The organism is Amycolatopsis sp. NPDC051045, from assembly GCF_040682955.1.
Classification (GTDB): domain Bacteria; phylum Actinomycetota; class Actinomycetes; order Mycobacteriales; family Pseudonocardiaceae; genus Amycolatopsis.
On record NZ_JBFBCC010000007.1, the window covers coordinates 1 to 25,493 of the forward strand.

Sequence of the window (25,493 nt, forward strand, 5' to 3'; positions counted from 1 at the left end):
CAGGCGTTCACCACCCGCAGCTGGACCTGGGGCGGCTCCTGGGACACCCCGATCGACTACCAGCACTTCGAGAAGCCCTGACACCAGCCCGAAAACCGCCGGCGCGGTGCGCCGCGCCGGGTATGAGCGGTAACACGCCCAGGATCGTCGCTCGATAGGTTGGCGGCGCTCCTGGGCGAGTCTGCGTCGTCGTGGGGATGACCCTCACGCTTGCCGCCGGCGGACGGACGTGGTCAGGACGGTTCGTCGAAGGTGTAGACGAGGGTCAGGACGCCGTGGCTGGCCTCGGTTGCTCGACCGGACAATCCGGTGAGGTCCGCCGTGCCGGAGTGCGGGACCACGGTGCCGAAGGTGCTCTGGTCGTCACCGTCGGCCAGGCCGCCGTGCTGGATGACGAACGTGCCTTTCCGGCCGTCCAGGGTCGCATCGATGTGTTCGGAAGCGACGTAGCCGGCACCGGTGGCGCCCTGTGCGGTGAGCACCTCGGCGACTCCGGTGCCCTCGAGTGCGCCCCGGTAGGTCTTGCGGATCACGATCTTGGTCTGCTTCGGGCCGTTCGCCGGCTCGTGGTACGCGACTTCGTCCCAGCTGTCGATCTCGAACTCGGCCTGGATCGTCCGCGGCGTGGTGGTTCCGGTGCGCCATTCGACGAGTTGCACCACGATGCCGTTGGGGTCGGTGACCTGGAAGAGCCGCTCGCCCCACGGTTCCTCGCGCAACGGCAGGGTGATCTCCGCGCCGGCGGCGCGGAGGCGTTCCTGCTCCGCTTCGAGCCCGGTCACGGTGAAGGCGAGGATGACGCCGGTCGCGTGCTGGTGGCGCTGCTCCTCCGGCAGGACGTCGAGACCGCGTCGCAGCAGGACGATCGCGGCCGCGGCGTCGTCCCGGGTCAGGGAGACGAAGCCGTCGGCGGCGTGCGCTTCCCGGTAGCCGAAGTGGGTGGTGAGGAAGTCGCGGGAGGCGGCCGGGTCGTCGACGGTGAGCGAGATCGTGGTCCTGGTGATGTTCATCGTTCTTGCCTTCGCGTGCGGTAGGGGATCAGGCCAGTGCGCGGGGTGTCAGCGCTCGGCGGCGATACGGGCGATGTCGGCCGAGGTGCCGGCCATGATGGTGCGGGCGTGCTCGGTGACCAGTTCCGGCGGCCAGTCCCACCAGGCGGCTTGCCGCAGCCGGTCGATGTCGGCGTCGGGGAAGCGTTGGCGGATCGGGCGGGCCGGGTTGCCGCCGACGATCGTGTAGGGCGGCACGTCGGTGGTGACGACCGCGCCGGTGGCGATGATGGCGCCGTCGCCGATGGTCACGCCGGGCATGACGGTGGCCTGGTAGCCGAACCAGACGTCGTTGCCGACGACGGTGTCGCCCCGGCTGGGCATGCCGGTGACGAGGTCGAGGGTCCGCTCGGCCCACTCGCCGCCGAACATGGTGAACGGGTAGGTGGACACGCCCATCGTGGGGTGTCCGGCACCGGCCATGAGGAACCGGGTGCCGGCGGCGATGGCGCAGTACTTGCCGATGACCAGCCGCTCGGGGCCGTAGGCGTAGAGCACGTTGCGGTGCTCGAACTCGGTCGCGCCGTCGCTCGACGTGCCAGTCGCGACACGCAACGTATCGTGTTGCCGTTTGCTGGCGACACGCTACGTGTCGTGTAGCCAAGCTGTCAACACGGCACGTGTCGTTTCTCGTAGGATGCGAGCCATGCCCGCCTCGCCGAACCCTCTGCGCCGCAACGAGGCCAGCCGCCGGGCCATCCTGGACGCGGCGCTGCGACTGTGCACCGAGCTTGGCTACGGACGGCTCACGATCGAGGCCATCGCGGCCCGCGCCGGCGTCAGCAAGAAGACGATCTATCGGTGGTGGCCCTCCAAAGGTGCCGTCGTCTTGGACGCCGTCGACGACGTGGCCACCACGGTCGTCCACCATCGAGACACCGGCGACCTTGGCGCCGACCTGCACGCGCAGCTCACTGCCGTCATCGACCTCCTCACGTCGCCGAACGCCTCCGCCGTCGTCGGGCTCATCGCCGAAGCCCTCCACGACGCCGAGCTGGCCCACGAATTGCGGGAGCGGCTCATCCGGCCACGCATCGACGAATTCAAGAGGCGCATGCACCAAGCCCAGCTCGACGGGCAGCTCCCCGCCGACGCCGACCTGGACGTGGCCCTCGACCTGGTCTACGGCCCCCTCTACCACCGGCTCGTCTTCCACCTCGGCATGCCCGGCCCCGAGCAGCTCCACACGCTGGTGGCCCACGCCCTCCGTGCGTTCGGCCCGGCGCCTGCAAAGCGATGATCGCCAGGACCGGCCAAGGTCCGTCACCGGTAGCGCCGGGGGTGTCACCGTGTCGAGAGCATGTCCGGGTGATCTTGTCCCTGCTGCACAGGTGACCCGGAAGCTGCGGTGCGGCAGCCGCCGGGATCGTGCTGAGGGTGACGATCTCCATTCATGTGCTTCCCGCTCCGCGATCGCGACGGCGAGCTAACGCACCTGCAACAGATCGCCGGGGCAGCGGCATCTTAAGAGGTGTGCAGTTCGAAGAGTTCGCACGTGAGCACCTGCCCAGCCTGGTGCGGTTCGCCGCCGTGCTGACCGGTGACCGTGAGCTGGCCCAGGACGTGGTGCAGGACGCCCTGGTGCGGGCGCACCAACGCTGGCGGCGGGTGGCGGCGGCGGACCGGCCCGAGCTGTACATGCGGAAGATCATTGTCAACGGCTACCTGTCCTGGCGCCGCCGCTGGTACCAGCGGTCGGTGTACGCCACCGCCGATGTCACCCGGTTCCGCGAGCCGACCGCGCCCGATCCCGCGTGGCGGATCGCCGACGCCGACCAGCTCGCCGGCCTGCTCGCACGGCTGAGCCGCGCCCAGCGAGCGTCCATCGTGCTGCGGTTCTACGAGGACCGCGACGACGACGAGATCGCCGCGGTGCTCGGCTGTGCGTCCGGGACGGTGCGCAGCCACATCTCACGCGGCTTGAGCGCGCTGCGTGTCCAGCTCAAAGAAGGCAAGGAGAGTGTGTGATGACCGACCTCGAGCAGTTGCGCCGCGCGCTGCGCGCTCAGGAGTCCCTGGCCCCCGATCCCGGCGACGTGCTCACCGGCGCGACCCGCCGGATCCGGCGTCGCCGCACGGCCGGCGTCGCGGCGGTGACGCTCACCGTGGCCGCCCTCGGTGTGGGGGCCGTCGGGGTGCTGGGCCGGGACAGCGCGCTGGTACCACCGGCCACGCTCGGGAGTTCCTCGTCCGCCGCGCCGGACGGGCCGTCGGCCACCGAGAAGGTGCCTCCGGCCGCGCCGGCGGTGAGCCTCGAGGACGGTTCCTGGGATCTGCTGATGTGGGCCGTCCAGCCGCACTTCGCTGCCCTGCACTACGGGCAGGGGCATCAGTACGCGTTCGAGATCGACGTCCGTGACGGCACCGCACCGCGCAGTGCACTGGCCGCGAAGCCCTCGAACGCCGGTCAGATCCCGGATCCGCAGTCGGTCAGGTGGCAGGACGGGCCGGATCGATGGATCTGGGTGCGGACCACGAAGCCGGTGACGGCCGCGGACATGGTGACGCTGCTGGCGAAGATCGGCACCAAGCCTCCGGTGATCGAATCGCCGCTCAAGTCGGTGCAGCTCCCCGACGGGCAGAAGGTCCGCACGTTCACCAGCGAGCCCGACACCAACACCCTGGCGCTCTGCCCCGCACCCGTTTTGGGGAAGGTCCCGCTCGACAGCGGATGTTTCTCGCTGTTCGTGTCGCTGACCAGCCGTGCCGGCACTGCCTCGGACAGCCCCTCTCCGCAAGACCCGCTACCCGCGCGCCAACGCCGGACACTCGGCGCCTACACCCTCGAAATCAACAGCTCGCACGCCAATGCGCAGGCCGCGCGGACCTTGCTGAATTCCGTTCAGCTCAACCGGTAAGCACCTCGTTTTCGCGACACACCCGGTACTTGCCGTTTGAACCATTGTCACCACGCCTCCGGCCAGGCGAAAGGCCGGTGTTGTAGGTGAGTGCTGTTCCCCTGCCGAAGGAGTTTCACGCGGATTGGTGGTCCAAGACCACGATGTCCGCTACCGACGCGAGTCTCGCGTCGGGTTCGGGGAACAGGTGACGCCGGGCTCGCCCCCTTCGCGAGCCCGGCGCACCGCGTCCCCTGGTGTCCTCGGCCGGCTCATTCCGAGCGCAGGGTGTCCAATCGGGTCACTTGCCGCAGCAACGGCATCGTCAACACGGTCACCAGCAGGACCGCCGTCACCGTGGCGCCCGCCAGTGCGAGCAGCGCCGGGACGTCGATGATCATCGGGCGGTCCGCCAGCCGCAGGATCGGGGCGGTCAGCCCGAGCCCCGCCGCGACCGCCAGCACCACGCCGACCACCACCGGAATCGCGGTCTGCCACAGCGATCCGCGGGCCAGCACCCCGATCGGCACCCCGGCCGCGGACAGCGCCGCGAGCGGCCGCCGTCGTTCGCTGATCTGCTCGATCGACAGCATGAGCAGGCTCATCGCGGCCACCGCGAGCACGAACAGCGACGCGGTGAGCAGCACCGCGCGGAAGCTCGCCACCATCCGCTTGTCCCGCTCGACGTAATCGCTCAGGTAGTCGCTGTTGCTGACCGCGGCGTTCCACGCGAGCGGGCTGACCGCCCTCCCGACGTTGTCGGCCAGCACCTTCGGGTCGCCGGTGCCCGACACGTAGACCGCGACCGACGAGTCCGGGAGTGCGAGCCCGCCGAGCGCGCCGGGCGTGACCAGCAGGCTGTCGCCCGCCAGCGTGTCGCCCGCCCGCACGACCCGGAGGTCGCCCGGGACCGTCCACTCCGGACCGGGCACTTCCCCGCCGCGGGAATAGCCCTGCAGCTGCAGCCGGCCGGTCGGCGCCGCGCCGCCCTCGGCCGGCACCACGTAGAACGCATCGCCGTCGGAGCAGCCGCCGATGTCCGCCCGCGCCTGGAGCGCCACGCAATCGCCGACCAGGCCGTAGTACCGCTCCTGCCCGGCCAGGAACGTGATGTTCCTGGCCGGGTGCGCACCGGTCACCCCGGCCGCCGACGTCGCCAGCCTGCCGACCTCGGCCTCGTGCGCGGCGGTGGTCTGCACCCGCACCGGGACGGCGGCCACCCCGGCCGGCGACTCGTGCCGGTCGATGCCGCTGCCGAGCGAGGTGATCACACCCTGGATCAGGATCGTGCCGGCCAGCACGACGACCAGACCGGAAACCACGCGGCTGGCGGTGCCGCTGTCCAGCTGCAGCCGCCGGATCGCGAGCTGCCACGACGGCGAACCGCCGTGCAGCCGCTCGACGAGCCGCTCGACCAGCCACGGCAGCAGGGCCGTGACCCCCAGCAGCAGGAACACGCTGCCCACCGCGAGGGCCAGCGCGCCGGCGGTGTCGCCGTCCCCGCGGTCGAAAGCCAGGGTGGCGGCCAGGAACAGCACGCCGGTCGCGGTGAGCGCCCAGCGCCACCACATCCGCCGGCGCACCGGCTTGCCCTGGCGGACCACTCCGAGCGGCTCCACGATCGTGCGGCGCAGCCCGAACAGCGCCGAGCCGACCGCGAGCCCGGGCACCAGCAGCACGATCACCACGACGAGCGGCCAGGACGGGACGAAGTCCTCCGGGAAGATCCGCAGGCCGAACGGCAGGATGTCGGCGACGAACGTGCGCAGCACGGCGAAGAACCCGATCCCGGCCACGAGCCCGATCCCGGCCCCGACCAGCGATTCGGCCGCCGCGACCCGTTTGACCTGCCGGGAGTCCAGGCCGATCAGCCGCAGCGCGGCGAGCCGGCGTTCCCGTTGCGCCGCGCCCATCCGCGACGCGGTGGTCACGAAGATCAGCAGCGGCAGCAGCAGCACCGCCGCGATCGGCAGGATGACGCCCAGCAAGATCGCCGACAGCCCGAGCCCGGTGTAGGGCCGGCCGAACGCGTAGACCTTGGTGCCCTCGGTGCCCTCGGCCTCGATCTGTGCGGCCGGCACCCCGTAGAAAGCGGACAGATCGTCTGCGCCGGGGACGCCTTCCCGCGAGATCCGGCCGACCACCTGCCCCGGCAGTCGCGCCTTCAGCGAACCGCCGTCCGGGGCGGCCAGCTTCGCGGCGAGCTCCGGCGACACGGCGAGCTCGCCCGGCGCGGGCAGCCGGTTGAGCCCCGGCGGCACCGGCGAGTTCGCGCCGGTCGCCGCGACCGCGGTGACCTTCACGAAGTCGTCGCCGACCGACGCGTACCAGTTGTAGGCCAGCAGCGGGGCGACGCCCGCGCGCGGCTCGGTGACCTGCGCGATCGCCGCCCTGCGCTCCGCCTGCGCGCCGGCCAGGTGGTGGACCGCCGCCGCGGGCAGCAGCACGGCGACCGCGAGGGCGATCCCGAACGCGGTCATCGCGAGGCGCAGCAGCGCCGCGCCGGACATCCGGCCGCCCCCGACGGCCAGCCGGAGGCCCAGTGCGAGATCCCGCATCATGCGACCAGCTCCCGGTCGACCGTGTGCCCGTCCCGCACCACGATCTCTCGGTCCGAATAGGCCGCGACGCGCGGTTCGTGGGTCACCAGCACCACCGCGGCGTGCGTTTCCCGCGCCGCCTGGGTGAGCATCTGCATGACCTTCTCGCCGTTGAGCGAGTCGAGCGCGCCGGTCGGCTCGTCCGCGAAGACCACCTTCGGCCCGGTCACCAGCGCCCGCGCCACCGCGACCCGCTGCGCCTGCCCGCCGGACACGTCGCCCGGACGCCGCTTCGCCAGCCCGTCGACCTCCAGCCGGGCGAGCCATTCGGTCGCCGTGGCCTCGGCCTGCTTGCGTTTGGCCCCGGTGAGCCGCAGCGGAAGCGCGACGTTCTCCAGGCAGGACAGCTCGGGCACCAGCTGGCCGAACTGGAACACGAAGCCGAACTCGGTGCGCCGCAACGCACTCCGTCCCTTGTCGTCCATGCCGACCAGGTCGGCGCCGCGGTAGCTGATGGTCCCCGAGTCCGGCCGGACGATGCCGGCGAGACAGTGCAGCAGCGTCGACTTGCCCGAACCGGACGAGCCCATGATCGCGAGCACCTCCCCCGCCGAGACGGACAGCGCCGCCCCGTCGAGCGCCCGTGTCGGGCCGAACGACTTGTGCAGTCCGCTGCCGATGAGCAACGGCGTTCCCGGCGTGGTCATCAGCGCACCGCCTTCTCGAGCTCGCCGAGGCGTGCGGCGGTGAGCTCCAGCCACCGCAGGTCCGCCTCGAGGTGGAAGAGCGCGTGGTCGCAGATCAGCTGATCGGCGAGTTCGCCCCCGTTCTTGCGTTTGGTGAGCGAACGCATCACCTTCAGGTGTTCGCCGCGCTGGACGTCGAGCACCTCGGAAGCGCTCCGCCCGGACAGCAGCGCGAGGACCACCTTGGTGTAGAGCGTGTTCTGCAGGTACGGCTGCGGGTTCTCCGGAGTGCGCAGCCACGTCTCGACGTCGGTGACCCCGGCGTCGGTGATCGTGTAGCGCTTCCGCTCCGGCCCGTCGCCGCTCTCGATGCCCGCCACTTCGACCATGCCGTTGCGCAGCAGTCGCGACAACGTCGAATAGACCTGGCCGTAGGCCAGCGGGCGGTCCTGCCCGAACTGCTCGTCGTACGCCCGCTTCAGGTCGTAGCCATGCCGCGGGCCCGGTTCGAGCAACGCGAGCAAGGTATGCGAAACCGACATTCCCCTGGTCCCTCCTTCACCCCGGACTCCCGGGAGCGATGATCACTATACCCGAGGTGTATACGTGGCGTGTATACCCTCAGGGTGTAGTTCACCGGTGCACGTCGGCTGGCGTGCCGGGCCAGCACCGACCTACCGTACTTAAGTAGATTAATGAAGTAAGATGGGCGGGACTCTGGTCGTGCGGACCGAGGAGGTCGGGTGTCCGAGAGCCGTCTGCTCGCCGCCGAGGTGGTGTCGGCCTGGTTGCTCGCCGAGCCACGCCTACCAGGCCGCGCTGATCACCCGGCTGCCCCCGTGCGCGTCGTTCGCCGGCGGCGTGGTGACCGGTCGCGCTTGAGCGGGCTCAGGAGGCGGGCGACAGCGGGGGTTCGGACGGCCGGAGGTTCTCCGGCAGCCGCAGGCCGCTGTGCAGCGGCACGAGCTCGGACTGCAGCACCATCGCGGCGGCGCCGATCGCCGGCGCCGTTGCCGCCGCCCGGGACAGCCGCATTTCGACGGTGTGGTTGGCGCGGGCGAAGAACGTCTGGTCCAGTTCCCGCTCGACCGCCGGCAGGTAACTCGGCCCGGCGATGGCGAAGCTGGGGCCGGTGAGCACCACGGCCTCGAGGTCCATGATGTTCGCGAGGTTCCGTACGGCGACAGCGACGTAGCGGGCCGAGCTTTCCAGCAGGGCGACCGCGCCCTCGTCGCCGCGTCGCGCCGCCCGGCTGACCGCGGCGAAGTCCGGGATCACCGATTGATCCGGGGTGTGGTCCCGCCGGGACAGCCCGGCCGCGCGGGCGAGCCGCCGGTCGGCGCGCGCGGCGGCCACGACCGCGGCCGGTCCGGCGAGGACCTCGAGACAGCCGCGCGCACCGCACCAGCACTCGGGACCGTCCAGGTCGAGGCAGACGTGGCCCACTTCGCCGGTGTTGCCGCTCGCGCCCCGGTAGCTGATCCCGTTGACGATCAGGCCCGCGCCGATACCGCTGCCCATGTACAGCGCGGCGAAGGTGGCCGGCATGCCGACGCCGCCGGACCAGTGCTCGCCGAGCGCCGCGGCGGTCGCGTCGTTGTCGAGCACGACCGGCAGGCCGGTGGCGCGGCGCATCTCCCCGCCCAGCGGGAAGTCCGCCCACTGCCGCATGGCCGGCGGGGTGATCGCCATTCCTTCGTTGGCGCTGAGCGGGCCGGGGAAGACCAGGCCGAACCCCAGCAGGCGGTCGCGGTCGACGGCGGCGCTCGCGACGAGCGCCGTGGCCTCGTCGGTCATCCGCTTCACCACCGCTTCCGGAGCGGCGTCCCCCGCACCGGGCCGGGAGATGCGCGCGACTACGGCGCCCGCCAGGTCGGTGACCACGTACGTGATGTCGGCGTGGTCGAGGTGGATGCCCACGGCGTACCGGGCGGACGGGTTCAGCTGCAGCAGGACCCGGCGCTTGCCGCCGGTGGATTCGGCGCGGCCGGATTCCCGGACCAGGCCGTCGTCGATGAGGCCGCGGACGACGGTGGAAATCGTGGCACCGGTCAGGCCGGTGGCGTAAACCAGGCTGACCCGGCTGATGGTGCCGGCGGCCCGGATGACGTCGAGGACCGCGGCCCGGCTGCTGGTGTGCGGGGTCGTCCTGGTGGGCCCACTCATCCGAACTCCTGACAACTTACTTAGGTCGGTTCGCGAAGGGTAGCAAGGCGCCGGGGGCCAGCTGGGCGTAGATGACGCGTCCAAGGTCGGTAGATGACGAGAAAGTCTTGACTTAATTTCTTCGGTGACTTAACAATGCCTCCAGTCTTGTGCCTGCCGTGAACGGCGGAGGTCAACGCAGCCCAGCCAGGAGGACTTGATGTCGGTTCAGTCGTCGCGTCGCCGGGTGTGCGGCGCCGTGCTCACCGCGGTCGCGGCCACCACGCTCGTCACCGGGTGCGGGTCCTCGGAAAGCGGCTCCGCCGCGGACCGCACGCTCGTCTCCTACACCGGTCAGTCGGGCGACTACCAGATCAACTTCAACCCGTTCTCCTCCAGCACGATGGAGGGCCCGGGGACGATCTTCGAACCGCTGTTCTTCTACAACATCACGCAGGACGCGAAGCCCGTCCCGCTGCTGGGCACCGACTTCGCCTGGAACGCCGACGGCACCCGGTTGCTGGTCACCCTGCGGCCGAACGTGAAGTTCTCCGACGGCACCCCCTTCACGGCCCAGGACGTCGCGTTCACGCTCGACATGGTCGCGAAGAACAAGACCATCAACACCACCGGCTACGACGGCGAGGCCGTCGCCACCGACGACACCCACGTCCGGATCACCTTCCCGAAGCCGGCGTTCATGCAGGGCCCGCAGGTCCTCGGCAAGACCTTCATCGTTCCCCGGCACCTGTGGTCGAAGATCCCCGATCCGGCCAACGACGTGATCGCGCAGCCGGTCGGCACCGGCCCGTTCGTGCTGGAGGAGTTCAAGCCGCAGGCGTTCACGTTCAAGGCCAACCCGGGTTACTGGGGCGGCGAGCCCGCGGTGAAGCGGATCCGCTACCTCGCGCTGGCCGGCAACCAGTCCGGCGCGGACGCGCTGGCGGGCAAGCAGATCGACTGGCAGACCGGGCCGGTGCCCGACATCAAGGACGTCGCGAAGAACTACCCGGGCTACCAGGCCATCACGATCCCGATGAACCAGATGAACCTCACGGCCTGTTCGAACGCCGCCCTCGGCTGCGCCGGCCCGCAGACCGACCCGGCCGTCCGCAAGGCGATCCACTACGCGATCAACCGCACCCAGCTCAACTCGCTGGCCTTCGAGGACACCGCCTCCGACATCTCGCCCGGGTTCACGTTGCTCGGCCGCGACGCCAAGTACGTTTCCCCGAAGCTGCAGGAGAAGCTCGCCCCGAAGGCGCCCGACCTGGCCCGCTCGGCCGGGCTGCTGCTGGGCGCGGGCTACGCGAAGGGCCCGGACGGTCTCTTCGCCAAGGACGGCAAGCCGCTGGAGCTGACGGTCCAGGTGCCCTCGGGCTGGACCGACTACATCACCGCGATCACCACCATGACCCAGCAGCTGCAGCCGGCCGGCATCAAGCTGCTCGCCCAGCAGGTGTCCTACAACGAATGGGCCGACGCGCGCGTCCGCGGCCGCTTCCAGCTGCTGATCGACGCGATGAACCAGGGCCCGTCGGCGGATCCGTTCTACGACTACAACTACTACTTCTCGACCGAGACCACGGCCAAGGTCGGCGAATCGGCCTACCCGAACTACAGCCGCTACTCCAACCCCGAAGTCGACGCGGCGCTCAACGCCGTCAAGGGCATCGATTCGACCGAAGCGGCGAAGCGCCAGCCCTACTTCGACGTCGTCCAGACCCGGGTCGAGCAGGACATGCCCTACATCCCGATCCTGACCGGCGGCACGACCAGCGAGTACCACTCGGACAAGTTCACCGGCTGGCCGGCCAAGGACAACCTGTACGCCTTCCCGGCGGTGTGGAGCCGGCCGGATCAGGCCCAGATCTACAAGACGCTCAAGCCCGTGGGTCGGTGACCGGCGAGACGATGAGCTACTACCTCCGGAAACTGGCGTTCTACCTGGTGGCCCTGTGGGCGGCGCTGACGCTCGACTTCTTCATCCTGCGCCTGCTCCCCGGCAACCCGGTGGACGTCCTGCTCGCGAAGCTGGCCCAGCGCGGCGGGGCGCCCGATCCGTCGGTGCGCCGCGCCTACGAGCTGCTGCTCGGCACCCACAGCGACGAGCCGCTGTGGTCCCAGTACGTCAGCTACCTGGACCGGCTGCGGCACGGCGACCTCGGCGTGTCGGTCAGTGTCTTCCCGGCCAAGGTCTCCGACGTCATCGCCCAAGCCCTGCCCTGGACGCTGGTCCTGGTGGGCATCGCGACGCTGCTGTCGTTCGTGCTCGGGGTCGGGCTGGGCGTGATCGTCGGCTGGAAGCGCGGCACGTGGCTCGACGCCCTCGTGCCGGGGACCACGGTTCTGGCCGCGGTCCCGTACTTCTGGCTGGCGCTGCTGCTGGCGGCGCTGCTCGCCGGCGCACTCGGGTGGTTCCCGCTGCTCGGCGGCTACGACGTCGCCCTCGACCCGGGGTGGAACGCCGACTTCATCGGCTCGGCCGTGTACCACGGCACGCTGCCCGCCCTGACCATCGTCGTCTCTTCGGTCGGTGGGTGGTTGCTGGGCATGCGCAACATGATGGTGTCCACCGGGTCGGAGGACTACGTGCTGACCGCGCAGGCCAAAGGATTGCGCGACGGGCGCGTGATGCTGCGCTACGCCGCCCGGAACGCGGTCCTGCCGTCGGTCGCCGGGTTCGCGATTTCGCTCGGCTTCGTGGTGTCCGGGTCGATCGTCACCGAGCAGGTGTTCGCCTACCCCGGGATCGGCTCGAAGCTGCTGCAGGCGGTGCAGAACAACGACTACGCGCTGATGCAGGGGATCTTCCTGATCATCACGGTGGCCGTGCTCGGCGCCAACCTCGTGATCGACCTGCTGTACGGGCTGATCGACGCGCGCACCCGCGCCCGGGCCTGAGAAGGGGAACGACACGTGACGAACCTCAGCCCCGAAACCACCACCGGCGCGCCGATCCTGACGCCCGTCCGCCGGGGCCGCATCAGCGGGCTGCGCGCGGTCCTGCCGACGTGGTCGCCCCGCCTCGGCGTCGGGCTCGGCCTGGTCGCCGTGATCGCCCTGTTCGGGATCTTCGGACCGTTGTTCGTCGGTGACCCCGACGCCATCCGTGACGCCGGCCTCGCCCCACCGGGCCACGGCCACCTCCTCGGTCTCACCCAGACCGGGCAGGACGTCTTCGCCCAGCTGGCGTACGCCACCCGCGGCTCCCTCCAGATCGGCCTGATCGTCGGGGTGCTCGCGACGGTGCTCTCCGCGTTCTTCGGCGTCATCGGCGCCTACGCGGGCGGCGCGGTCGACGAGGTGTTTTCGTTGTTCTCCAACATCATGCTGGTCATTCCCGGGCTGCCGCTGGTGATCGTCATCGCCGGGTTCGTGCCGCCCGAGTCCCGCGGTGCGTGGACGGTCGCGCTCGTCCTGGCCAGCACCGGGTGGGCGGCTTCGGCCCGTGTCCTGCGCGCCCAGACGCTGTCGCTGCGCAATCGCGACTACGTCGCAGCGGCACGGGTCGCGGGGGAGAAGCGCTGGCGCGTCATCACCGTCGAAATCCTGCCCAACCTGCTGCCGCTGCTGGCGTCGCAGTTCGTGTTCGCGGTGATCGCGGCGATCCTGTCCGAGGCCGGGCTGTCGTTCCTCGGGCTCGGCGCGTCGAACTCCTCGACGCTGGGGACGATGCTCTACTTCGCCCAGAACGGGTTCGCACTCCAGCGGGACGCCTGGTGGTGGTTCGTCCCGCCCGGGCTGATCATCGCCCTGTTCGGCTGCGGGCTCTCGCTGATCAACTTCAGCATCGACGAGATCATCAACCCGAAGCTGAGGGTGGCGGGCCGGCGGCGCCGGGCCGAACGGCCGGAAACCCGGGAGGTGGCCGAGGTCGAGGACGACGTCGTGCTGAGCGTCGACCACCTCGACGTCGTCTACCGCACCGCGACCCCGGTCCACGCGGTCAAAGACGTGTCCTTCACGCTCCGGCGCGGCGAGATCCTCGGCCTGGCCGGGGAATCCGGGTGCGGGAAGACGACCCTGGCCTACGCGATCAACCGGCTGCACCGGCCGCCCGCGGAGGTCACCGCGGGCGCGGTCGTCCTGCACGACCGCGACGGCTCGGACATCGACGTGCCGGCCCTGGAACGCGAGGAGCTGCGCGCGTTCCGCTGGGACCGCCTCTCGATGGTCTTCCAAGGCGCGATGAACGCGCTGAACCCGGTGACCACCGTGCGTTCACAGCTGGACGACGTCCTGACCACCCACCGCCCGGACCTGCCGAAGGCGCAACGGAAAGCGAAGTGCGAAGAGGTCCTGCGGCTGGTCGGCGTCGACCCCGCCCGGCTGGGTTCGTACCCGCACGAGCTGTCGGGCGGGATGCGGCAGCGCGTGATGATCGCGATGGCCCTGCTGCTCGACCCGCAGGTGATGATCATGGACGAGCCCACGACCGCGCTGGACGTCGTGGTGCAGCGAGGGATCCTGAAGCAGATCCTGCGGCTGCGGGACGAGTTCGGCATCGCCGTCGTCCTCATCACCCACGACCTGCCGCTGCTGCTGGAGATCGCCGACCGGATCGCGGTGATGAAGGACGGGGAGATCGTCGAATTCGCCGCGGCCGAGCGGGTGTACCGGTCGCCGTCGCACCCCTACACCCGGACGCTGCTCGCGTCGTTCCCGAGCCTGACCGGGGAGCGCGGGGCGTTCCTGCGCGACCAGGCCCTCGCCGACGGAGGCGTCCGATGACCGAGCTGGTGGTCCGCGGCCTGGTCAAGGACTTCCGGGTCCGCGACGGCGTGCGCCGGTCCCGGCTGCGCGCGGTCGACGACGTGTCGTTCACCCTGGCGCCCGGCCGGACGACGGCGCTGGTGGGCGAGTCGGGGTCGGGGAAGTCGACGATCGCCCGGATGGTCGCGCGCCTCGAGCCGCCGACGTCCGGCCGGATCGTGGTCAGCGCCGACGACGGCACCGAGGTCTCCGGCCGGAAGTATCGCGATCACGTGCAGATGGTCTTCCAGGACCCGTTCGCGTCGCTGAACCCCTTCCACACCGTCGAACACCACCTGGCCCGGCCGTTGCTGCTGCACGGGCGCGCCCGGGGCCGCGAAGACACCTGGCGGCAGGTCCTGCACCTGCTGGAGCGGGTCAACCTGACCCCGGCCGACGAAATCGCGCGGCGGCGGCCGCACGAACTGTCCGGCGGGCAGCGCCAGCGCGTGGCGATCGCCCGGGCGCTCGCGCCCGGCGCGAAGGTGGTGATCGCGGACGAGCCGGTGTCGATGCTCGACGTCTCCATCCGCCTCGGGGTGCTCAACCTCCTGGGGCGGCTGCAGCGCGAGGACCGGCTGGCCGTCCTGTACATCACGCACGACCTGGCCACGGCCCGCCACTTCGCCGACGACATCGCGGTGCTCTACCGCGGCCGGATCGTCGAACGCGGCCCGGCCTCGGAGGTGATCCTGCGGCCGAAGCACCCCTACACCCAGCTGCTCGCGGCGGCCGCTCCCGATCCCGACAAGCGGGGGACGGTAGTGGCGGAGCCGGCCGAGCCGGTGGGCGGCGGACTCGATCCCGGCGGGCACAGCGGTTGCCCGTTCCGCGACCGCTGCGGCTTGGCGATGGACGTCTGCGCCACGACACCGGTGGAGGAGAAGGTGGGTGACGCGCACTTCGCGCGTTGCTGGTGCTACGGACCACGGGCATGATCAAGACATGGTCTGAACCTCAACCGCGTTGACTTACTTAAATTACTTGAGTAACAATCGCGTCAGAGACTGGGCGGCTCCGGGAGCGAGCCGCCGGCCGCGTTAGGAGCGCTCGAGATGAACCGTCAGGAACTGCACGACGGCTGGCGGATCGAGGCCGTGGCCGGCCCGGTTCCGGACCCGGTCCAGGGCCGCGCGCTGCCCGCCACCGTGCCGGGCTCCGTCCACCTGGACCTGCTGGCCGCCGGCCTGATCGAGGATCCGTACCTCGACACCGCCGAGGCCGACGTGGCCTGGACGCACCGGGCCGGGTGGCGCTACACGCTCGAGTTCGAGTCCTCGGCACCGGCTTCGGCGGAACGCACGGATCTCGTCTTCGACGGCCTCGACACCGTGGCGACCGTGACCCTCAACGGCCGGGAGCTCGGGCGGACCGCCAACATGCACCGCACGTACCGCTTCGACGTCCGCGGGGTACTGCGGGACGGCACGAACACCCTGCTCGTCGAGATCGAGAGTGCGCTGACCCACGCCGAGAAGGTCGAGGCGGAGCTGGGCCGGCGCGCCCACGCCTACCTGAGCCCGTTCAACATGGTCCGCAAGATGGCCTGCTCGTTCGGCTGGGACTGGGGACCGGACCTGCAGACCGCGGGTATCTGGAAGCCGGTCCGGCTCGAACGGTGGACCACCGCCCGGCTCGCGGCCGTGCGGCCGCTGGTGACGGTCGACGAGGACGGCACCGGCCGCGTCACGGTGCACGCGGACGTCGAGCACGCCGGCCCGGTGCCCGGCGAGCGGCTCGAGCTGGTGGCGTCGATCCCGGCCGGAAACCGGACGGCCCGCGCCACCGTCGAACCGGGCGGCACCCGGGGGACCGTGACGCTGACGGTGCCGGACGCCCGGCTGTGGTGGCCCGCCGGATACGGCGAACACCCGCTCTACGACCTCGAAGTCGACCTCGTCGGGTCCGGCACGGTGCTCGACGCCTACCGGCGCCGCATCGGGTTCCGGACCATCACCGTCGACACCGAGCCGGACGGGATCGGCACCCCGTTCACGTTCGTGGTCAACGGCACGCCGGTGTTCGCCAAGGGCGCCAACTGGATTCCCGACGACCACTTCCTCACCCGGATCACCCGCGAGCGGCTCGTCCGCCGGGTCGACCAGGCCCTCGGGGCGAACCTCAACCTGCTGCGCATCTGGGGTGGCGGGATCTACGAGACCGAGGACTTCTACGACGTCTGCGACGAACGCGGGGTCCTGGTGTGGCAGGACTTCCCGTTCGCCTGCGCCTCCTACCCCGAGGAGGAGCCACTGTGGACGGAGGTCGAGGCGGAGGCGCGGGAGAACGTCGCCCGGCTGACGCCGCACGCCTCCCTCGCCCTGTGGAACGGCAACAACGAGAACCTGTGGGGGTTCGCCGACTGGGGCTGGCCCGAACAGCTCGACGGCCGCACGTGGGGCCTGAAGTACTACACCGAGCTGCTGCCCGCCATCGTCGCCGAGCTGGACCCGACCCGCCACTACGCACCGGGAAGCCCGTACAGCCCGGGCGAAGTCCACCCCAACGACCCCGACCACGGCACCCGGCACGAGTGGGATGTGTGGAACCGGATCGACTACACCTGCTACCGCGACCACATCCCGCGGTTCTGCTCGGAGTTCGGCTTCCAGGGGCCGCCCACGTGGGCCACCCTGACCCGGTGGATCCACGACGACCCGCTCACCCCGACCTCGCCGGCGTTTCTGGTGCACCAGAAGGCCGAGGACGGCAACGGCAAGCTCGACCGCGGCCTCGCGGCCCACCTGCCGCGGCCGGAGGCGTTCCCCGACTGGCACTGGGCGACCCAGCTCAACCAGACCCGCGCGGTCGCCTTCGGGATCGAACACTTCCGGTCGTGGTGGCCGCGCACCGCCGGGGCGCTCGTCTGGCAGCTCAACGACTGCTGGCCGGTCACCTCGTGGGCCGCGATCGACTCGGACGAACGGCTCAAGCCGTTGTGGTACGCCCTCAAGCACGCTTTCGCGCCGCGGCTGCTGACGGTCCAGCCGCGCGACGGCGAAGACGTCGTCATCGCGGTCAACGACACCGCCACGCCGTGGTCGGGTGATCTCGAGCTGGAAACGCGCACGGTCGCCGGGCAGGTCACCGGGCTCCGTACACTGCGGTTCACCGTGCCGGCCCGCTCCACCGCCGAGCTGGCACCGGCCGGAACCGGGAAGGAGGTGCTCGTGGCGACCACCGAGGAGACCAGGCTCGTGCACGTCTTCGGCGAAGACCTCGAGCACGACTACCTGCCCGGTCCGCTGGCCGCCGAGGCCACGGCGGTGCCCGGCGGCTACCGCGTCGACGTCACCGCTTCCGCACTGGCCCGGGACGTCGCCCTCCTGGTGGACCGCGTGGCGCCCGACGCCGTCGTCGACGACATGCTGGTCACCTTGCTGCCGGGCGAAACCCGGTCGTTCCTGGTCCGCACCGCGAACGCGGTCGACCCGGCTGCTTTCGCCGACCCGCTGGTGCTGCGCTCGGCGAACGCGCTTCGCTCTCCGGCGATGAGGTTCTAGATGAGTACGCACCATCCCCCCGGCGCGATCGGCCTGGTGCTGGCCCGCCCACCCCGGCTGCTCGGCACCGAGCCGTTCTTCATGGAGTTCATCGCGGGCATCGAGCAGCACCTCGCGGACTGGGACCTGTCGCTGCTGCTGCACGTCGTCAGCACTCAGGACGGCGAGCTCGCGGCGTACCGGCGGTGGGCCGCGCAGCGGATGGTCGAGGCGACCGTGGTGGTCAACCTGGTCCACGACGACCCCCGGCCGGCCTTGTTGCGGTCGCTGGACATGCCGGCGGTCCTGGTGGGGGAGCCCGAGGCGGACCACGGCTTCCCGGCCGTGCGCACCGACAACGCCGGGCCGGTCCGTGAGGCCCTGCAGGTCCTCCTCGACCTCGGTCACCGGCGCATCGCCCGGGTGACCGGGCCCGCGCAGCTGCTGCACACCCGGGCCCGCACCGACGCGCTCGTCGCCGGCTGCCACGAGGCGGGCATCGAGCCGTTGCTCGCCGAGGGCGACTACTCCGAGGAGTCCGGGGCGAAACGCACCACCGAGCTGCTTTCCGGCGGTGCGCCGCCGACCGCGATCCTCTACGACAACGACGTGATGGCCCTGGCGGGGCTCGGCGCCGCCAAGGAGCTCGGGGTCCGCGTGCCGGACCAGCTCGGCATCATCGCCTGGGACGACTCGACCCTGTGCCGCCTGGCCACGCCCTCGCTGACCACGATGAGCATCGACGTGCACCAGTACGGCGTCTCGGTGGCCGAATCGGTGCTGGAACTGGTCGACGGCGGCCCGGTCACCGAACGCTGGTCGCCCGCCGCGAAGTGCGTGCTGCGCGCCAGCACCGCGCCGCTCGCCTGAGCCGTCCGCTCCTTTCGGGGAGCGCCGTGGTTTCCGTCGGGCGACCGAAGTGGTTGTTGGACTAGAAGCGCTCCCAGCGCTGTCGGACCGCCGTTGACGTTGTCGGGCGCCGCGCCGGGAACGGCCGGGTTCCCGGCACCCGCATTGCAGCCGGAACAGCGCGCCCTGCACAACCTCCTGGAGCGGGACCGGATGTTCACCGACCGCCTCCGCGCCGAGACCGAGGCCCTCGGCCTGCACGCGATCGAGCTTGACACCGGCACGACCGAAGACGAGCTGGCCGATCGGGTCGCGCGCCTGTTCGGCTTCTGAAGAACCGGCCGTTGCCCGTCCACCCGGTGACGCGGCGGGCGGCGGGGCCGGGCCGCGGCCGGATGCGACGATCAGGTCTGTTCTTCCGCGGTGAGCCGATCGAGTTCGGTCCCGATTCCTTCCGCGATCGGCAATCCGGTCGCTCGGGCCAACGACAGGGCCGTCGTCCAGTGCTCCACCGCCGACGGCCGATCGCCGACGGACAAGGCCACTCTGGCCAGGCCGTCATGGGCCAGCACGTCGGTTTGACTGCTTCTGTCCTCCGTGGACACGCGCAGTGCTTCGGTGAAGCAGCTGCGGGCGTCCGCCGGTGCGCCGGCGGTGGCGTGGATCCTCCCGAGCTCCGTCAGCGCCCGGTTCTCGACGTCCTTGTGCCCGATGCCCCGGGCGAGGGTCAGCGCGGTCCGGCAGCGCTGGAGCGCGTCGTCGTGGCGGCCCTGCGCGCTGAAACCCGCGGCCAAGAACACCAGGGCGCGCGCTTCGACCTCCGTGGCGCCGATCCGACGGGCCAGCGAGCAGGCCTGTTCCAGAAACGGACGGCTCGCACCCGTGTCACCGCGCTCGGCGAGGGCGTAGCCGAGGTTCAGCAGGCCGGTGGCCTCGAGGTAGGGGTTGTCCAGGCCGGTCAGCGCCAGCACTTCCCGGCTGCAGTCGATCGCCGCGTCGTAGTGCCCGACACCCGTGTGGGCGACGGCCAGGTTGAGCAGCGGCGCCGCCCGATCGCGTGCCGTCCCGGCGGTGGCGACCAGCTTTCCGGCGCGGAGCAGGGTCGGAATCGCTTCACGGAAGTGGCCCTTGCGGATGTGGACGATCCCGATGTTGGTGTACACCCGGCCGGCTCCGAGCTCGTCGCCCCGTTCCTCCTCGATCGCGAGCGCGGTCCGCAGGCTGTCCAGCGCCGCATCCAGCCTTCGGACGTTGATGAGCGCGAGGCCCTTGCTGCGGTGCAGCACCGCCTCGGTCCGGCGGTCGCCGTGGGCCCGGGCCATCTCGAGCCCGCGTTCGTAGACGTCGAGTGCGTCGTCGAGGTACCCGCGCCGGACCAGCAACGGGCCGAAGGTGACCGCGACGTCCGACGCGATGTCCGGTACGGCGTGCCTGGTCGCGACCCGCAAAGCGGCGATCAGGTTGCGGTGCTCCGCCGCTACCACGGCCCGTGCTTCTTCGGCGGACTCGAGGATCGGCTCCTCGTCGCCACCGGGCGCGCCGCCGGACCTTCCCGGGTCCAGCATCCGCTCGGCGGCCCGGCCGAGTGCGAGGTAGTGCCCCAGCAGCCGCCGGATCGCCGTGTGCCGCTCGTCTGCCGTGCACTCCCGGACCGTCGTCGTCTGTGCGTACTGGCGGAGCAAGTCGTGGAAGTGGTAGCGCGTCGCGGCGTGCTGGGCCAGCAGGTTCGCGTCGACGAGCTCCTCGAGCAGGGGAGCCGCCTCGATGGCCGGCACGCCGAGGACCGCCGCCGCGGCGTGGACGTCGAAGTCCCCGCCCGGCAGCAGCCCGAGCAGCCTGAAGCCGGCTCGCTCGGCCTCGCCGAGGTGCTGGTAGGACACGGCGAACGCGGCGGCGACACTACGATCTCCCGCGGCCAGCTCGCCGAGCCGGCGGTCCTCGTCTCGCAGCAGCTCCGCGAGGAAGCCGAGGGACCATGACGGCCGCGCCCGCAAGCGCGACGCCGCGATCCGGATCGCCAGCGGGAGGTGGCCGCAGAGACCGGTGATCTCCCGCACGAGGTCCGCGTCGAACGGCGGATGCCCCGGTTCGGCGATCCGGCGGAACAGTTCCGCGGCTTCGACGGCGCTCAACAGGTCGAGGGAGAGCGCCGTCGCCCCTTCCAGCATGGCCAGCCGTCGCCGGCTCGTCACGAGGACCTGGACGCCCGGGGTGCCCGGCAGCAGCGGCCGGACCTGGGCGGCGTCGGCGGCGTTGTCGAGCACCACCAGCATCCGGCGGCCGGCCACCGAGTCCCGCCACAGCTCGGCGCGGCGGTCGAGGCCGTCCGGGATGCGTTCCGGCGGTACGCCGGCGCCGCGCAGCAGGACATCCAGGGCGGCGGTGGCCGGAACCGGCGTCTGACCCGGCGTGTGACCGTGGAGGTCGAGGAAGAGCTGGCCGTCCGGATGCCGCTCGGACAGCAGGTGACCGACCCGGATCGCCAGTGTGGTCTTGCCGATACCGGGCATCCCGTCCAGGGCGGTGATGACGACCGCGCTGCCGTCGGCGGCGCCGGTCAGCTCGATCAGCCGGTCGATTTCCCTGGTCCGGCCCGTGAAGTCGGCGACGACCCGCGGCAGGTACCGGCGCTCCGGGTGGGTCGCGGGCTCCGCTGCCGGCGCGCTGCCGAGGACCCGTTCGTACTGCGCCTTCAGCTCCTGGCCGGGTGCGACACCCAGTTCTTCCGCCAGCAGAGTCCTGGTCCGCGCGTACGCTTGCAGCGCTTCGGCCGCCCGGCCTTCGCGGTGCAAGACGGCCATTTGCTTGGCCACCAGCGACTCCCGGAGGGGGTGCCGCGCGGCAAGACCGGCCACCTCCGCGGCCAGGCCACCGGTGTCGCCCAGCTCCAGGCGAAGCTGGACCAGCAGCTCGCGGGCCGCGAGGTACCCCTCTTCGAGGGCCACTGCGGCGTCGGCGAACACCCGGCCGTCGAGGCTCGGCAACGCGTCGCCTCGCCACAGGCCGAGCGCCGACTCGAGCAGGTGCTTCGCTGCTCGCGGGTCGGCCGCGTACTGCGCCTGCGCCTGCGTGACGAGCCGTCGGAAACGCAGGAAGTCGACGTCGGCCTCCGCCACGACCAGGCGGTAGCTCCCCCCGTCCGTGGCGATCGCCGTGCGGGCATCGCCCAGCGCGCCCCGCAACTTGGCGACGGTGTTGTACACCTGGTTGCGCGCCGTCGAGGGAGGTGCCTCGTCCCAAAGGGCGTCGATCACCTGAGCGGGGTAGAGGGCGCGATTCGCGTTGAGCGCCAGCAACGCCAGCAGCCGTTGCTGGCGTCTGCCGCCCGCGCTCAGCCTGCGGTCCCCCGACCACACTTCCAATGGTCCCAGGATCCCCACCCGCAACGCGCCGAGGCGTGTCCCCTCCGCTCCCACGTCAGCCAGTATCACCGGCGGCGGACCGGGAGTACAGCGTCATGGCCGGCCCGGAAACCCGGCCGGCCATGACGTGCCCGGTTCGGTCCGGGGGGTCAGCAACCCGTCCTGGACCCGACGCACCCCGACGCCGGATTCGTCGACACGATCGACGCACCGGCCGGTGAGGCCTGCGCCGTGACCGGCGTGATGACCAGCACCGCGGCCGCCAACGCGATCACCAGTGCAGCAGCTTTCTTCCTCATGACGATCCCTCCCCTTGACGTGGGAAAAGCTTGGCGAAGACAGCTATCCAAACGCTATCCGCACCCGATTAGCGGGGCTGACCTGCGGAAACAGTGTGATCCGGTGGTCGGGTGGGCGGACCGGCACCGGCGGGCACGGCCGGCCGCCGGGTGACCGGGATGGGAGGTGAATAGCCCGGCTTCCTACCGTGCCCGGCATGCCAGACCGCACTGCGGGGCTCCTGCCCGGTGTTCTCACCTCGCCCGTGGCGGCTCGGCGCGCGCTCTCGAAGGGAGCATCCCGCTGGAGGAGGCCGGTGCTCTCCGCGGATGTCGTTGCGCCGAAGCCGGCGGGTGCCCCGTGAGCCCGCCCGGCGGGGCTGCGCGGCTGTGCGCGGTAGCAGTGGCGGTGACTCTCCTTCACGCCCCCGCTCACGGGCGGGCCGCGGCAGCGGCCCCGCGCGCCGCTGTCGTGCTGACCGTGGACGCGGGAGCGATCGGGGTGGTGCACGTAGCCACAACGCGGACACGGGTCCGCTGCGCACCCGTCGATCGGTCGCCCGGTCTCGAGCGCCGGGTGCCGGGATGCCGTGTGGTCCGGGAAATCTTCGGCGCCACCGTCGTCTATGTCCCTCTGCGGGTCGTTCCGGTTCCGTCACGGCACAGATGACGCCCGGCTCGTCAGTGTTCGCTCGAGTGCGGAGTGCAGCCCACCCCGTGCTGGACCGGCCCGCGGGGCCACTGCTCAGGTGAGGAGTTTGCCGAGGGTGATCGGCAGGTCCCGACCCGGGTCCGGCTTCACGTGTCCAGGCCGAGGTGTTCGCGCAGGGTCGTCCCGGTGTACTCCGTGCGGAAGGAGCCGCGCTCCTGCAGCAGTGGGACGACCGTGTCGGCGAATTCGTCGAGGCCGCCCGGTGTGACGTGCGGGACGAGGATGAAGCCGTCGCTCGCGTCGGCCTGGACCAGGTCGTCGATCGCCGTGGCCACCGTGGCCGGGGAGCCGATGAACGTCTGGCGGCCGGTGACCTCGATGATCAGGTCGCGGGTGGACAGGTTCTTCGCCTCGGCCAGCTGCCGCCACTCGCGGGCGGTGGCCAGCGGGTCGCGGTACATCCGGACGCTGGCCCGGCCGGGCGCGATCGTGGATTCGCCGACCACGGGATCGGTTTCGGGCAGCGGGCCCTCGGGGTCGTGGCCGGACAGGTCGGTGTTCCAGACCTGCTCGAGGAACTTGATCGCGGTCTGTCCGCTGACCTGCTGCCGCCGCACGACGTGGGCGCGTTCGTGCGCGTCGGCGTCGGTGTCGCCGAGGACGAACGTCGCCGCGGGGAGGATCACCAGCTGCTCCGGTGTCCGGCCGTACTTGGCCAGGCGGCCCTTCACGTCGGAGTAGAACGCCTGCCCCGCTTCGAGCGTGCCGTAGCGGCTGAAGATCGCGTCGGCGGTCGCCGCGGCGAACTCGCGTCCCTCTTCGGAGTCGCCGGCCTGGATGATCACCGGACGGCCCTGGGGGCTGCGCGGCACCGGGAACCGGCCTTCGATGTCGAAGTGCGCGTCGTGGTGGGCGAAGGCGCCCGCGGCCGGGTCGCGCAGGAACACGCCGGTCTCGGCATCGGCGGTGAGCTCGTCACCGCGCCAGGAGTCGAACAGCTCCCACGCGGTGCGGAGGAACGTCTCGGCGCGCTCGTAGCGCTGGTCCTGCGGGAGGAATCCGCCGCGGCGGAAGTTCTCGCCGGTGAAGGCGTCCCACGAGGTGACGACGTTCCACGCGGCGCGCCCCGCGGAAAGGTGGTCGAGCGAGGCGAACTGGCGGGCCACCTCGAACGGCTCGTTGAACGTCGAGTTGATCGTGCCGGCCAGGCCGAGCCGCTCGGTGACGGCGGCCAGCGCGGACAGGACGGTGAAAGTATCGGGCCGGCCGACGACGTCGAGGTCGTAGATCTGCCCGTTCTGCTCACGCAGCCGCAGGCCCTCGGCCAGGAAGAAGAAATCGAACTTCGCGCGCTCGGCGGTCTGCGCGAGCTTGACGAAGGAGCTGAACTCGATGTGGCTGCCGGCTTCGGGGTCGCTCCAGACGGTCGTGTTGTTGACGCCGGGGAAGTGCGCCGCGAGGTGGATCTGCTTGCGGGTCATCTCGATCCTCCTCAGACGGCGGCGTAGCGGTTGGCGGGGCGGGCGAGACCGAGCAATCCGCGCAGGGTGCTCGCCTCGTACTCGGTGCGGAAGGCTCCGCGGGACCGCAGTTCGGGCACCAGGCCGCGGGTGATCGCGGTCAGGTCGTGCGGCACGGCACCCGGCCGTAGCCGGAAGCCGGAGAGCCCGGCGCGCTGCCAGTCGAGCAGCAGGTCGGCGAGCCCGGCCGGGGTTCCGGTGAAGGTGTAGGCGTCGGAGGAGTATTCCGCGCCTGACAGGTCGTCGAGCCGGGCCTTGCGGTCCGCCGCGGCCTGGTCCGTGTCGCCGAGGAACACGCCGACGTCGGCGAAGACGTGCAGCGTCTCGTCGCCGCGCCCGGCACGGTCCTGCTCCTCGCGCACCGCGCCGACGATCGTCGTGGCTTGCTCGCGGTCGAAGGGGGTCACGTAGACGACGTCCGCCGAGCGGGCAGCGAGCCGGTAGGGGATCGCCGCGTGGGCCAGCGCGGTGACCGGCGGCTGGCCCTGCGGCGGCCGCGGCGTGATCGACGGGCCCTTGACGGAGAACCAGCGCCCGCTGAAGTCGATGTAGTGCAGCTTGTCGCGGTCGACGAACCGGCCGGTGGCGACGTCGCGGATCTCGGCGTCGTCCTCCCAGGAGTCCCACAGCCGGCGCAGCACCTCGACGTAGTCCGCGGCCTCGTCGAACAGGTCGGCCAGTGCGCTCGGCTTGTCCGGTTCGGCGGAGTCCTCGAGCCGGAACTCGCCGAACTCGCGGCGGCCGAAGTGCCGGTTGTCGTCCGCGCGCCCGGCGACCTGCACGCGGACCCCGGCGCGGCCGGTGCTGACGTAGTCGAGGGTGGCGATCGCCTTGGACAGGTGGAACGGCTCGGTGTGCGTGACGACCGCGGTCGGCACGAGCCCGATGTGGGAGGTCAGCGGGGCGACGCGGGCCGCGATCAGCACCGCGTCGAGCCGGCCCTGGACGATGTCGGTCCGCTCGCCCGGCCGGTCGAGGTAGTTCACGGTCTGCAGGGCCAGGGAGTCTTCGATGGTGACGAAGTCCAGCTTGCCGGCCTCGGCCTCGCGGACCAGGTCGGTCCAGTAGCCGGCGGTGAGCAGCTCGCGTGGCCGTGCGCCGGGTTCCCGCCAGGCGGCGGGGTGCCACCCCGCCCCGTCCAGCGCGACGGCGATCCGTGGTCCTGTCATCCCGGCGTTCCCTTCTCCTCGGCCCGTGCTCGCAGTGTGCCCCGGATGCCGCGCACCGAGCGGGACCGGCCAACTGCTGGGACGAGCGGGGGCCGCCGGGAATAAACCGCGGGTCACCCCGCTTCGTTCGGCTTTCCGGTGGCGACGTCGAAGACGAAGCCCCGCACGG

General features: G+C 71.2%; 21 protein-coding genes. 11 read left to right on the forward strand and 10 right to left on the reverse strand.

The genetic code is table 11. The features are described 5' to 3' along the window. On the forward strand, nt 1-81 hold an 81-nt coding region (locus AB0M80_RS18390), incomplete at its 5' end, for a M15 family metallopeptidase (protein ID WP_364566638.1). Nucleotides 82-233: 152 nt separating this feature from the next. On the opposite strand, the gene AB0M80_RS18395 is transcribed toward AB0M80_RS18390, so the two are convergent. Together AB0M80_RS18395 and AB0M80_RS18400 are read right to left on the reverse strand one after the other, a co-directional pair. Continuing rightward, on the reverse strand, nt 234-1,010 hold the full coding sequence (locus AB0M80_RS18395; RefSeq protein ID WP_364565819.1) for a DUF3224 domain-containing protein: 777 nt from the start codon (nt 1,008-1,010) through the stop codon (nt 234-236). A gap of 48 nt (nt 1,011-1,058) precedes the next feature. Further along, on the reverse strand, nt 1,059-1,604 hold the full coding sequence (locus AB0M80_RS18400) for a CatB-related O-acetyltransferase (protein WP_364565822.1): 546 nt from the start codon (nt 1,602-1,604) through the stop codon (nt 1,059-1,061). A gap of 91 nt (nt 1,605-1,695) precedes the next feature. Between AB0M80_RS18400 and AB0M80_RS18405 the strand changes: the two genes are divergently transcribed. From AB0M80_RS18405 to AB0M80_RS18415, 3 genes are all read left to right on the forward strand, one after another. Then, nucleotides 1,696-2,289: a TetR/AcrR family transcriptional regulator gene (locus tag AB0M80_RS18405; protein ID WP_364565823.1), complete on the forward strand. Its 594-nt coding sequence runs from the start codon at nt 1,696-1,698 to the stop codon at nt 2,287-2,289. Between the two features lie 233 nt (nt 2,290-2,522). Next, nucleotides 2,523-3,017: a SigE family RNA polymerase sigma factor gene (locus AB0M80_RS18410; protein WP_364565825.1), complete on the forward strand. Its 495-nt coding sequence runs from the start codon at nt 2,523-2,525 to the stop codon at nt 3,015-3,017. After that, on the forward strand, nt 3,017-3,907 hold the full coding sequence (locus tag AB0M80_RS18415; protein WP_364565828.1) for a hypothetical protein: 891 nt from the start codon (nt 3,017-3,019) through the stop codon (nt 3,905-3,907). Before AB0M80_RS18410 ends, AB0M80_RS18415 begins: the two co-directional genes overlap by 1 nt. 251 nt (nt 3,908-4,158) lie before the next feature. Here the strand turns inward: AB0M80_RS18415 and AB0M80_RS18420 are convergent, their stop codons facing one another. From AB0M80_RS18420 to AB0M80_RS18435, 4 genes are all read right to left on the reverse strand, one after another. Beyond that, a complete protein-coding gene (locus AB0M80_RS18420; RefSeq protein ID WP_364565830.1) occupies nt 4,159-6,447 on the reverse strand; it encodes an FtsX-like permease family protein in 2,289 nt (762 codons plus the stop codon). Further along, nucleotides 6,444-7,133 carry an ABC transporter ATP-binding protein gene (locus tag AB0M80_RS18425; protein ID WP_364565832.1) on the reverse strand — a complete coding sequence of 230 codons (690 nt, stop codon included), beginning with the start codon at nt 7,131-7,133 and terminating at the stop codon, nt 6,444-6,446. The genes AB0M80_RS18420 and AB0M80_RS18425 overlap by 4 nt, the downstream gene beginning before the upstream one ends. Beyond that, complete coding sequence (locus AB0M80_RS18430) at nt 7,133-7,654, reverse strand: PadR family transcriptional regulator (RefSeq protein ID WP_364565835.1); 522 nt, start codon at nt 7,652-7,654, stop codon at nt 7,133-7,135. Before AB0M80_RS18430 ends, AB0M80_RS18425 begins: the two co-directional genes overlap by 1 nt. Nucleotides 7,655-8,000: 346 nt before the next feature. Next, nucleotides 8,001-9,278: an ROK family transcriptional regulator gene (locus AB0M80_RS18435; protein WP_364565837.1), complete on the reverse strand. Its 1,278-nt coding sequence runs from the start codon at nt 9,276-9,278 to the stop codon at nt 8,001-8,003. 199 nt (nt 9,279-9,477) lie between these two features. Here AB0M80_RS18435 and AB0M80_RS18440 point away from each other — a divergent pair, with 199 nt between their 5' ends. The 7 genes from AB0M80_RS18440 to AB0M80_RS18470 all read left to right on the forward strand — a co-directional run bounded on the left by AB0M80_RS18440 (nt 9,478) and on the right by AB0M80_RS18470 (nt 18,676). Next, nucleotides 9,478-11,160 carry an ABC transporter substrate-binding protein gene (locus AB0M80_RS18440; RefSeq protein WP_364565840.1) on the forward strand — a complete coding sequence of 561 codons (1,683 nt, stop codon included), beginning with the start codon at nt 9,478-9,480 and terminating at the stop codon, nt 11,158-11,160. Between the two features lie 11 nt (nt 11,161-11,171). Beyond that, on the forward strand, nt 11,172-12,161 hold the full coding sequence (locus AB0M80_RS18445) for an ABC transporter permease (RefSeq protein ID WP_364566639.1): 990 nt from the start codon (nt 11,172-11,174) through the stop codon (nt 12,159-12,161). 15 nt (nt 12,162-12,176) lie between these two features. Next, entirely contained in the window at nt 12,177-13,991 is a 1,815-nt protein-coding gene (locus AB0M80_RS18450) for a dipeptide/oligopeptide/nickel ABC transporter permease/ATP-binding protein (protein WP_364565843.1), read from the forward strand. Beyond that, nucleotides 13,988-14,950 (forward strand): oligopeptide/dipeptide ABC transporter ATP-binding protein, encoded by a 963-nt coding sequence (locus AB0M80_RS18455; RefSeq protein ID WP_364565846.1) that lies wholly within the window; start codon nt 13,988-13,990, stop codon nt 14,948-14,950. Before AB0M80_RS18450 ends, AB0M80_RS18455 begins: the two co-directional genes overlap by 4 nt. A gap of 117 nt (nt 14,951-15,067) precedes the next feature. After that, on the forward strand, nt 15,068-17,515 hold the full coding sequence (locus tag AB0M80_RS18460) for a glycoside hydrolase family 2 protein (protein ID WP_364565849.1): 2,448 nt from the start codon (nt 15,068-15,070) through the stop codon (nt 17,513-17,515). Next, the gene (locus AB0M80_RS18465; RefSeq protein WP_364565852.1) at nt 17,516-18,364 is read left to right on the forward strand and encodes a substrate-binding domain-containing protein; all 849 of its coding nucleotides are present in this window, start codon (nt 17,516-17,518) and stop codon (nt 18,362-18,364) included. A 93-nt stretch (nt 18,365-18,457) separates the two neighbouring features. Beyond that, entirely contained in the window at nt 18,458-18,676 is a 219-nt protein-coding gene (locus AB0M80_RS18470) for a hypothetical protein (protein WP_364565855.1), read from the forward strand. 71 nt (nt 18,677-18,747) lie between these two features. On the opposite strand, the gene AB0M80_RS18475 is transcribed toward AB0M80_RS18470, so the two are convergent. From AB0M80_RS18475 to AB0M80_RS18490, 4 genes are all read right to left on the reverse strand, one after another. Next, a complete protein-coding gene (locus AB0M80_RS18475) occupies nt 18,748-21,759 on the reverse strand; it encodes a BTAD domain-containing putative transcriptional regulator (RefSeq protein WP_364565858.1) in 3,012 nt (1,003 codons plus the stop codon). A 95-nt stretch (nt 21,760-21,854) separates the two neighbouring features. After that, nucleotides 21,855-22,004, reverse strand: coding sequence for a hypothetical protein (locus AB0M80_RS18480; RefSeq protein ID WP_364565860.1), 150 nt, complete (start codon nt 22,002-22,004; stop codon nt 21,855-21,857). 777 nt (nt 22,005-22,781) lie between these two features. Then, entirely contained in the window at nt 22,782-24,116 is a 1,335-nt protein-coding gene (locus AB0M80_RS18485) for an NtaA/DmoA family FMN-dependent monooxygenase (RefSeq protein WP_364565862.1), read from the reverse strand. An 11-nt stretch (nt 24,117-24,127) separates the two neighbouring features. Then, complete coding sequence (locus AB0M80_RS18490; protein ID WP_364565865.1) at nt 24,128-25,324, reverse strand: LLM class flavin-dependent oxidoreductase; 1,197 nt, start codon at nt 25,322-25,324, stop codon at nt 24,128-24,130. Nucleotides 25,325-25,493: the final 169 nt, after the last annotated feature.

What these genes read in the sequence shown, in the direction of transcription:
- AB0M80_RS18455 (WP_364565846.1), top strand. Translation starts at nt 13,988, where the DNA reads ATGACCGAGCTGGTGGTCCGCGGCCTGGTCAAGGACTTCCGGGTCCGC.
- AB0M80_RS18490 (WP_364565865.1), bottom strand. Translation starts at nt 25,324, where the DNA reads ATGACAGGACCACGGATCGCCGTCGCGCTGGACGGGGCGGGGTGGCAC.
- AB0M80_RS18395 (WP_364565819.1), bottom strand. Translation starts at nt 1,010, where the DNA reads ATGAACATCACCAGGACCACGATCTCGCTCACCGTCGACGACCCGGCC.
- AB0M80_RS18405 (WP_364565823.1), top strand. Translation starts at nt 1,696, where the DNA reads ATGCCCGCCTCGCCGAACCCTCTGCGCCGCAACGAGGCCAGCCGCCGG.
- AB0M80_RS18485 (WP_364565862.1), bottom strand. Translation starts at nt 24,116, where the DNA reads ATGACCCGCAAGCAGATCCACCTCGCGGCGCACTTCCCCGGCGTCAAC.
- AB0M80_RS18460 (WP_364565849.1), top strand. Translation starts at nt 15,068, where the DNA reads ATGAACCGTCAGGAACTGCACGACGGCTGGCGGATCGAGGCCGTGGCC.
- AB0M80_RS18435 (WP_364565837.1), bottom strand. Translation starts at nt 9,278, where the DNA reads ATGAGTGGGCCCACCAGGACGACCCCGCACACCAGCAGCCGGGCCGCG.
- AB0M80_RS18440 (WP_364565840.1), top strand. Translation starts at nt 9,478, where the DNA reads ATGTCGGTTCAGTCGTCGCGTCGCCGGGTGTGCGGCGCCGTGCTCACC.
- AB0M80_RS18480 (WP_364565860.1), bottom strand. Translation starts at nt 22,004, where the DNA reads ATGAGGAAGAAAGCTGCTGCACTGGTGATCGCGTTGGCGGCCGCGGTG.
- AB0M80_RS18430 (WP_364565835.1), bottom strand. Translation starts at nt 7,654, where the DNA reads ATGTCGGTTTCGCATACCTTGCTCGCGTTGCTCGAACCGGGCCCGCGG.
- AB0M80_RS18465 (WP_364565852.1), top strand. Translation starts at nt 17,516, where the DNA reads ATGAGTACGCACCATCCCCCCGGCGCGATCGGCCTGGTGCTGGCCCGC.
- AB0M80_RS18420 (WP_364565830.1), bottom strand. Translation starts at nt 6,447, where the DNA reads ATGATGCGGGATCTCGCACTGGGCCTCCGGCTGGCCGTCGGGGGCGGC.
- AB0M80_RS18415 (WP_364565828.1), top strand. Translation starts at nt 3,017, where the DNA reads ATGACCGACCTCGAGCAGTTGCGCCGCGCGCTGCGCGCTCAGGAGTCC.
- AB0M80_RS18425 (WP_364565832.1), bottom strand. Translation starts at nt 7,133, where the DNA reads ATGACCACGCCGGGAACGCCGTTGCTCATCGGCAGCGGACTGCACAAG.
- AB0M80_RS18445 (WP_364566639.1), top strand. Translation starts at nt 11,172, where the DNA reads ATGAGCTACTACCTCCGGAAACTGGCGTTCTACCTGGTGGCCCTGTGG.